This is a genomic window from Novosphingobium sp. 11B (genome assembly GCF_054589055.1).
Genome location: NZ_BAAILP010000164.1, coordinates 31,373 through 38,769 on the forward strand (window position 1 = coordinate 31,373; position 7,397 = coordinate 38,769).

The 7,397-nt window shown below is 67.1% G+C and carries 7 protein-coding genes and 1 tRNA gene; all 8 read left to right on the plus strand.

Features of this window, described 5'->3' with window-relative positions; genetic code table 11:
* The first annotated feature begins 20 nt into the window (after positions 1–20).
* The 8 genes from ACYPYD_RS15230 (at position 21) to ACYPYD_RS15265 (ending at position 7,351) form a co-directional block, all read left to right on the plus strand.
* On the plus strand, positions 21–830 hold the full coding sequence (locus ACYPYD_RS15230; RefSeq protein ID WP_036526432.1) for a pyrroline-5-carboxylate reductase family protein: 810 nt from the start codon (positions 21–23) through the stop codon (positions 828–830).
* 161 nt (positions 831–991) lie between these two features.
* Positions 992–1,738 (plus strand): Bax inhibitor-1/YccA family protein, encoded by a 747-nt coding sequence (locus ACYPYD_RS15235; protein WP_008830191.1) that lies wholly within the window; start codon positions 992–994, stop codon positions 1,736–1,738.
* Positions 1,739–1,901: 163 nt separating this feature from the next.
* Positions 1,902–2,672 (plus strand): hypothetical protein, encoded by a 771-nt coding sequence (locus ACYPYD_RS15240; protein WP_156799823.1) that lies wholly within the window; start codon positions 1,902–1,904, stop codon positions 2,670–2,672.
* A 119-nt stretch (positions 2,673–2,791) separates the two neighbouring features.
* Positions 2,792–2,867, plus strand: a tRNA-Ala gene (locus ACYPYD_RS15245).
* A 168-nt stretch (positions 2,868–3,035) separates the two neighbouring features.
* Positions 3,036–4,094, plus strand: a complete 1,059-nt coding sequence (gene obgE, locus ACYPYD_RS15250) for a GTPase ObgE (RefSeq protein ID WP_008830189.1) — start codon at positions 3,036–3,038, stop codon at positions 4,092–4,094.
* Between the two features lie 188 nt (positions 4,095–4,282).
* Positions 4,283–5,425 (plus strand): glutamate 5-kinase, encoded by a 1,143-nt coding sequence (proB, locus tag ACYPYD_RS15255; protein WP_459664008.1) that lies wholly within the window; start codon positions 4,283–4,285, stop codon positions 5,423–5,425.
* Entirely contained in the window at positions 5,422–6,360 is a 939-nt protein-coding gene (locus ACYPYD_RS15260; RefSeq protein WP_459664010.1) for an NAD-dependent epimerase/dehydratase family protein, read from the plus strand. Before proB ends, ACYPYD_RS15260 begins: the two co-directional genes overlap by 4 nt.
* Positions 6,361–6,376: 16 nt before the next feature.
* Positions 6,377–7,351 (plus strand): bile acid:sodium symporter family protein, encoded by a 975-nt coding sequence (locus ACYPYD_RS15265; protein ID WP_459664011.1) that lies wholly within the window; start codon positions 6,377–6,379, stop codon positions 7,349–7,351.
* Positions 7,352–7,397 lie beyond the last annotated feature (46 nt).

Below are 7,397 nucleotides of genomic sequence, written 5' to 3' on the forward strand. Positions count from 1 at the left end.
AGTTTCAAGGGAATATGCGCATGGACCGGTTTCAGAACATCCTGCTCGTGGGCTGCGGCAACATGGCAGGGGCCATGCTGACGGGCTGGCTGGCGGGCGGCATTCCGGCCTCGCGCTTCACCGTCGTCGATCCGCATCGCGAGAGCGTGCCTGAAGGTGTCGCGCTGCTGCCCGAACTGCCTGCGGAAGGCCGCTTCGATGCGGTGATGCTGGGGGTCAAGCCGCAGGGCCTCGACGCTGTCGCACCGGCAGTGGGCGCGCTCGTCGGACGTGAGACCGTGCTGTTCTCGATCCTCGCGGGCGTCGAATTCGACAGCCTTGCGGCGCGCTTCCCGCAGGCCGGCGCGCTGGTGCGGATCATGCCGAACCTAGCGGCCGCCATCGGCAAGTCGCCGGTCGCACTCGACGCGCGCGGCCTCGACGAGACCGGCCGCGCGGCGGTGACTGCGCTGATGCAGCCGCTCGGCACGCCCGAGTGGCTGGCGGGCGAGCATCTGTTCGACGCGGTCACCGCGCTGGCCGGTTGCGGCCCGGCGTTCGTCTATCGCTTCATCGATTCCCTCGCCGCGGGCGCGGTGGCGCTCGGTCTGGATGCGGGCCAGTCGCAGCGGCTGGCGCTCGCGATGGTCGAAGGGGCGGCGCAGCTCGCCGGCGCTTCCGAGTTTTCGCCGGGCGAACTGGCGGACAAGGTCGCCAGCCCGGGCGGTTCGACCCGCGCGGGTATGAACGTGCTGGACGAGGGCGGCGCGCTGGCCGGCGTTGTGCTCGAAGCGATGACCGCCTCGCGCGATCGCAATGCCGAGATGGCAGCCGAGGCCCGGCGCGGCTGATCGTCGTGGTTTGAAGCCGGAGCCAAGAAGAAATAGGTCCGTTTTACACTTTGTCACAAATGGCGCGGGCCGGTTCTTCTTGAAACTTTCGCGTTCGAGCGCGATATTCCCTCCTGAGCGGGACCGCATTTGGCTGGCTTCTCCGCTAAAGGGAGTTTGAAATGGCGAATTGGAACGACCCCCAGCCCCGTCAGGGCTTCGGTGCGTCTCCGAGCCGTGACGGCAGCGATCTCGGTCGCACCGCCGGCCGGACCGCTTACGATGCGGGTCTGCGTCGGCACATGCTGTCGATCTACAACTACATGGCCTCGGGCGTGCTGCTTTCGGGCATCGTCGCGATGCTCTTCGCGCCTTACGCGATCGCTATGATGCAGTCGCCGATCAAGTGGCTGGTCATGCTGGCCCCGCTGGGCTTCGTCTTCGCGATCAGCGGCGGCGCGCAGCGGTTCAGCGAAGGCACGCTGAAGGTGCTCTACTGGGCGTTCGCGGCCGTGATGGGCGTATCGCTCTCGACGATCTTCGTGATCTACACGGCGACCTCGATCGCGACCACGTTCTTCGCGACGGCGGCGGCTTTCGCGGGCCTCAGCCTCTATGGTTACACCACGAAGAAGGACCTGTCGGGCTTTGGCACCTTCCTGATCATGGGCGTGGTCGGCATCCTGATCGCTTCGCTGGTGAATATCTTCGTGGGTTCGAGCGTGCTGCAGCTGGCGATCTCGATCCTCGGCGTGCTGATCTTCGCAGGGTTGACCGCCTATGACACGCAGATGCTCAAGAACCAGTACTACCACCTGCGCGGCACCGATTTCGTCGGCAAGGCCGTGATCCTCGGCGCGCTGAGCCTGTACCTGGACTTCATCAACATGTTCCAGTTCCTGCTGAGCTTCCTCGGCCAGCGAGACTAAGGGCGGCGGTTAATCGCAACCGGAATGGAGATAATTTTCCTCCGAAGCGATTAATCCACAGTGCAGTTTCACCTAAGCATGATGCCCGGTGCGTTTTATCGCACCGGGCATTTGCTTTATGACTCAGCGGGGTTAGACCGTTTGCCGCGATGGAGAACGATGCGTGTACCGAGGGCTTGAGATGATCGACAACGGGCAGGGGCGTCGTCGCCTTTCCTTGCTGGCGGGCTCGGCGGTGGCCGTCACGCTTGCCGCGCTGGCAGGCTGTGCGAAGCCGCCTCCGCCCCCGCCACCCCCGCCGCCGGTCGTGGTGATCCCGCCGATGCCGACGCCGCCGATGGGCGCGCCGCTCGAAATGAGGGTGCCGGCCAAGGCAGAGGATGGCACGCGCCAGACCGTGAATTACGGGATTTCCACGTCGCAGACGATCTGGAACTTCCGCTCGGCCTATAACGTGGCTGCGCTCAACTGCGTCGAGGTTCAGTTCACCCCGATCCTCGAGGGCTACAAGCGTTTCCTGAAGGTCTACGACAAGTCGCTCGACCGTGCGAGCAAGGAAATCGACGCGAGCTTCCGTACGCAGCATTCCGGCCGCGCCGCGATCGTCGCGCGCGAGACCTACCAGACGCAGGTCTACAACTTCTTCTCGCTGCCGCCGGTCGACTCCAGCTTCTGCCAGGCAGCGATGGAGGTGAGCGCCGAATTGAACACGGTGGAGCCGAGCCAGTTCGACAACTGGTCGTACACCGGCCTCGCCAAGCTGGAGGCGCCGTTCAAGGCGTTCTTCGATGCTTATGATCAGTACCGCGCCGATCTGGCCGCATGGCAATCGCGCTACGGGTCTAACGGCCTCATCACCGTGCGTCCGAACGCGGAGCAGGTCATGGCCCAGCCTGTCGTCCAGCCTCAGGCGAGCGTGCCGCAGGCACAGTGACGTCGGCAGTGGGCGCGAGAATCTTCGCGCCCGCCCATTTTTTCTCTTCCGCGCGGGAGGCGTCTTCGCTAAGGGGACGCTCCCGAGCGCGGTGACGCAATCGGACTTGATACTGGAACGGGGCCGTAGCTCAGCTGGGAGAGCGCGTCGTTCGCAATGACGAGGTCAGGGGTTCGATCCCCCTCGGCTCCACCAGTATCGCACAATTCAGGCGTGTCCGGACGAACCGGGCATCACCCGGCCCGAGACACGGCCGGGTTTTTTGTTTATCTGCGGCCAGCGGCGTTCAGCGGAGGGAAAACCTCCGGCGACCGGGACCGGTCGCGAAGGGGCGCTTCATCAGCGCTGGAAGCGATAGGACCGATGCATTTTCTCGACCAAGCCAAGATTTACGTGCGTGCAGGCGGCGGTGGCCCCGGTGCGGTCAGCTTCCGGCGTGAGAAGTACGTCGAGTACGGCGGCCCCAACGGCGGCAACGGCGGCAAGGGCGGCGACATCATCTTCGAAGCCGTGCCCGGCCTCAACACGCTGATCGACTTCCGCTATACCCAGCACTTCAAGGCCCCGCGCGGCGGCCACGGCATGGGCCAGAACCGCAACGGTGCGGCGGGCAAGGACCTGGTCATCAAGGTGCCGATCGGCACCCAGGTCATCGCTGACGACGAAGGGCGCGACACCGTGCTGCTCGACCTCACCGAGCCGGGCCAGCGCGTCACCTTCATCGAAGGCGGCATGGGCGGGCGCGGGAACGCCAGCTACAAGACCAGCACCAACCGCGCTCCGCGCCAGCACCAGCCCGGTATGCCGCCGATCGAGCAGTGGGTGTGGCTGCGCCTCAAGCTGCTGGCCGACGTCGGCCTTGTCGGCATGCCTAACGCGGGCAAGTCCACCTTCATCAACGCCCTGTCGAACGCCAAGGCGAAGGTCGGCGACTACGCCTTCACAACCCTGCGTCCGCAGCTCGGCGTCGTCATGCACAAGCACCGCGAGTTCGTGCTGGCCGACATTCCCGGCCTGATCGCAGGCGCGGCGGACGGCGCGGGGATCGGCGATCGCTTCCTCGGCCACATCGAACGCTGCCGCGTGCTGGTCCACCTCATCGACATCTCCAACACCGATCCGGTGGAGGCGATGCAGGTCGTCGAGGAGGAACTGGAAGCCTATAGCGAACTGCTGGCCGACAAGCCCCGCCTGGTGGCGCTGAACAAGGTCGACCTGGTCGACGACGCACTGGCGGAGGAATACGCCAAGGAACTGCTCAAGGCCGGCGCGGACGAAGTGTTCCCGATTTCCGGCGCGACCGGCAAGGGCATGCCGCGCCTGCTCGACGCGGTGATAGACTACCTCCCCGCCGCCACAGTGACCGAACGTCCCACCGGCGAGCGCGAAGAGGCTGACGACACGCCCTGGTCGCCGATCTGACGGGTTGAAGGCCCACCCCCGGCCCCTCCCGCAAGCAGGAGGGGAGAAGAGGGCTTTCGTCCTCTCGCTTACGGGAGGGCCGCGAGACTTGCCGAGCCTCAGGCGAGGTTAGTCGCAGCGGGGTGGGCATCGCCGCCCAACCTTGCGCTTTCCTCAACTGCACCTTTCCCCTAGAGGCTGGCACGCCCATGCCTATTGCCCGACTCTCAGACCTCGCCGATTCCTCCCTCGCGCCGCGCCTTGTCATCAAGGTGGGTTCGGCGCTGCTCGTCGGGCCGGAGGGCGTCCGACGCGCCTGGATCACGCAGCTGGTGGCCGAGATCGCCGAGGCGCGCGGGCGGGGGCAGGACGTGATCGTCGTCTCCTCGGGCGCGATCGCGCTGGGCGCGGCGACGCTGGGGCTGGAGAAGGGGGGGCGCGGCAGCCTCGCCGACGCGCAGGCCAGTGCCGCCGTCGGCCAGATCGCGCTTTCGGGCCTCTGGGCCGAGCTTCTGGGCGCGCACGGCATCACCGCCGCGCAGATGCTGCTGACGCTGGAGGATCTTGAGGACCGCCGCCGTTACCTCAACGTCACGGCCACGCTGACCCGCCTGCTCGATGCGGGCGCGGTGCCGGTCATCAACGAGAACGATTCGGTGGCGACCCAGGAAATCCGCTTCGGCGACAACGACCGCCTCGCCGCGCGCGTGGCGCAGGCCGCGCAGGCGAGTGCGGTGGTGCTGCTTTCCGACATCGACGGCCTCTACGACCGCCACCCCAAGCTGCCCGGTGCGAAGATGATCCCGGTGGTCGAGGGTGTCACTGCCGAGGTGCGGGCGATGGCGAGCACCGAATCGAATTCCGGCATGGGCTCGGGCGGCATGGTCTCCAAGCTGCAGGCGGCCGAGATCGCCGAACTGGCGGGCATCTGCCTTGTCATCGGCAACGGCCAGCACGAACGCCCGGTGGCGCGCATCGTGGGCGTCAAAGATCGGGAGGGCATCGGCACCCTGTTCGTGCCCCGACGCAAGGCCGCCGCGCGCAAGGCTTGGCTGGGCGGCCGCTTGCGTCTCAAGGGTGAGATCGTGGTGGACGACGGTGCCGCAGCGGCACTCGGGCGCGGGTCCAGCCTGCTCGCCAAGGGCATCACGGCGGTCGAGGGCGTGTTCTCGCGCGGCGATCCCGTCGCCATCGTCGACGGCGCGGGCAAAGTGCTCGCCCATGGTCTTTCCGAATACGACGCCGCCGAATGCGCCGCCATCGTCGGCCTGCATTCGAGCGAGCAGGAACAGGTGCTCGGCTATTCGCCGCGCTCCGCTGTGGTCCACCGCGACCAGATGGTGTTGAAATGAACCGCCGCCGCAATCTCATCGACCGCCCGGTCATCGCGCTCACCGGCGCCACCGGCTTCGTCGGACAGGCCGTTCTGGAAGCGGCCATCGAGGCTGGCTTCGCCGTGCGCGCACTCACCCGCCGCGCCCAGCCCGAGCGCGAGCATGTCGACTGGATCGGCGGCGAGCTGGGCAATCCCGCCTCGCTGGTCGAACTGGTGCGCGGGGCCGAGGCGGTGATCCACGTCGCGGGCGTCGTCAACGCGCCCGATGCGGCCGGGTTCGAGGCGGGCAACGTCACCGGCACCCTCAACCTCATCGAAGCGACCGTGGGCGAGGGCGTGCGACGCTTCGTCCATGTCTCCTCGCTCTCCGCGCGCGAGCCGGAACTGTCGGCCTACGGCGCCTCCAAGGCGCGGGCCGAGAAGATCGTCATGGCCAGCCCGCTCGACTGGACCATCGTGCGCCCGCCCGCGATCTACGGCCCGCGCGACAAGGAGATGTTCGAGCTGTTCCGCGTGGCGCGCTGGGGCTTCATCCCGATGCCGAAGCAGGGCCGTGCCTCGATGATCCATGTCGACGACCTGGCGCGGCTGCTCGTCGCGCTGGAGCCGGGCGGGCTGTCGGTGACTGGCAAGGTCTTCGAGCCGGACGACGGCAAGCCGCAGGGGTGGGAGCATTTCGAACTCGGCCTCGCGATCGGCTGGGCGCTGGGCAAGCGGCCGCGCGTGATCGGCCTGTCTCCGGCGATGCTGCACCGCGCTGCGCGCATCGACAATTTTTTGCGCGGCCCCCGTGCAAAAATGACGCTCGACCGCGCCGCCTACATCAGCCATCCGGACTGGGTGGTCTCGCCCGAGGCCGCGCCGCCGGGCAAGCTCTGGCGTCCCCGCATCGAGACGCGCGAAGGGCTGAAGGCCACGGCGCAATGGTATCGTGAGCACAAGTGGCTCTGAAGAGGTAACGCCCCGCATGAACCGCCTGCTCGCCCGCCTGAACATCGACCCATTCCTGCTGATGCTGCTGGGCACGGTGGCGCTGGCGACGGTGCTGCCGGCGCAGGGCGTGTGGGCGCGGATCGCGGGCGGGGTGGCGGATGCGGGCATCGCGCTGCTGTTCTTCCTGCACGGCGCCAAGCTCTCGCGCGAGGCGATCCTCGATGGCGCCAAGGCGTGGAAGCTGCACCTGACCGTCGGTGCGACGACTTTCTTGCTGTTCCCGATCATCGGCCTTGGCGTGCGGGCGATCCCCGGTATCGAGCCCTCGCTGGCGACGGGCGTGCTGTTCCTGACACTGTTGCCCTCCACCGTGCAGTCCTCGATCGCCTTCACCGCGATCGCCGGGGGCAATGTCGCGGCGGCGGTGGTGAGCGCCTCGTTCTCCAACCTCGCGGGGATATTCATCACGCCGCTGCTGACGGCGCTGTTCATTACCGGCCGGAGCCAGGGGTTCTCGACGGACCCGATCATCGACATCTCGGTGCAGTTGCTGCTGCCGTTCCTGGCGGGGCATTTCCTGCGCCCGTGGATCGGCGGCTTCGTCACCCGCAACAAGAAGGTGCTGGGCTACGTCGACCGCAGCTCGATCCTGCTGGTGGTCTACACCGCGTTCGGCGCGGCGGTGCTCGAAGGACTGTGGCACAAGGTGACGGTGGGCGAACTGGCGCTGATCGCGGCGATTTCGCTGGGCGTGCTGGCGGTGGTGATGGTGGTGTCGAGCTTCGTTGGGAAGGCCATGGGCTTCTCGCGCGAGGACAGGATCGTGCTGCTGTTCTGCGGCTCGAAGAAGAGCCTCGCGACCGGCGTGCCGCTGGCGGGCGTGCTGTTCCCGGCGGCGCAAGTGGGTGCGATCATCCTGCCGCTGATGTTCTTCCACCAGATCCAGCTGATGGTCTGCGCCGTACTGGCGCGCCGGTTCGCGGCGGCGGAGGAAAAGGCGGCGGCCTGAATGGGCCGCCACTTTTCGTCTCGCCACCTCTCGTCATTGCGAGCGC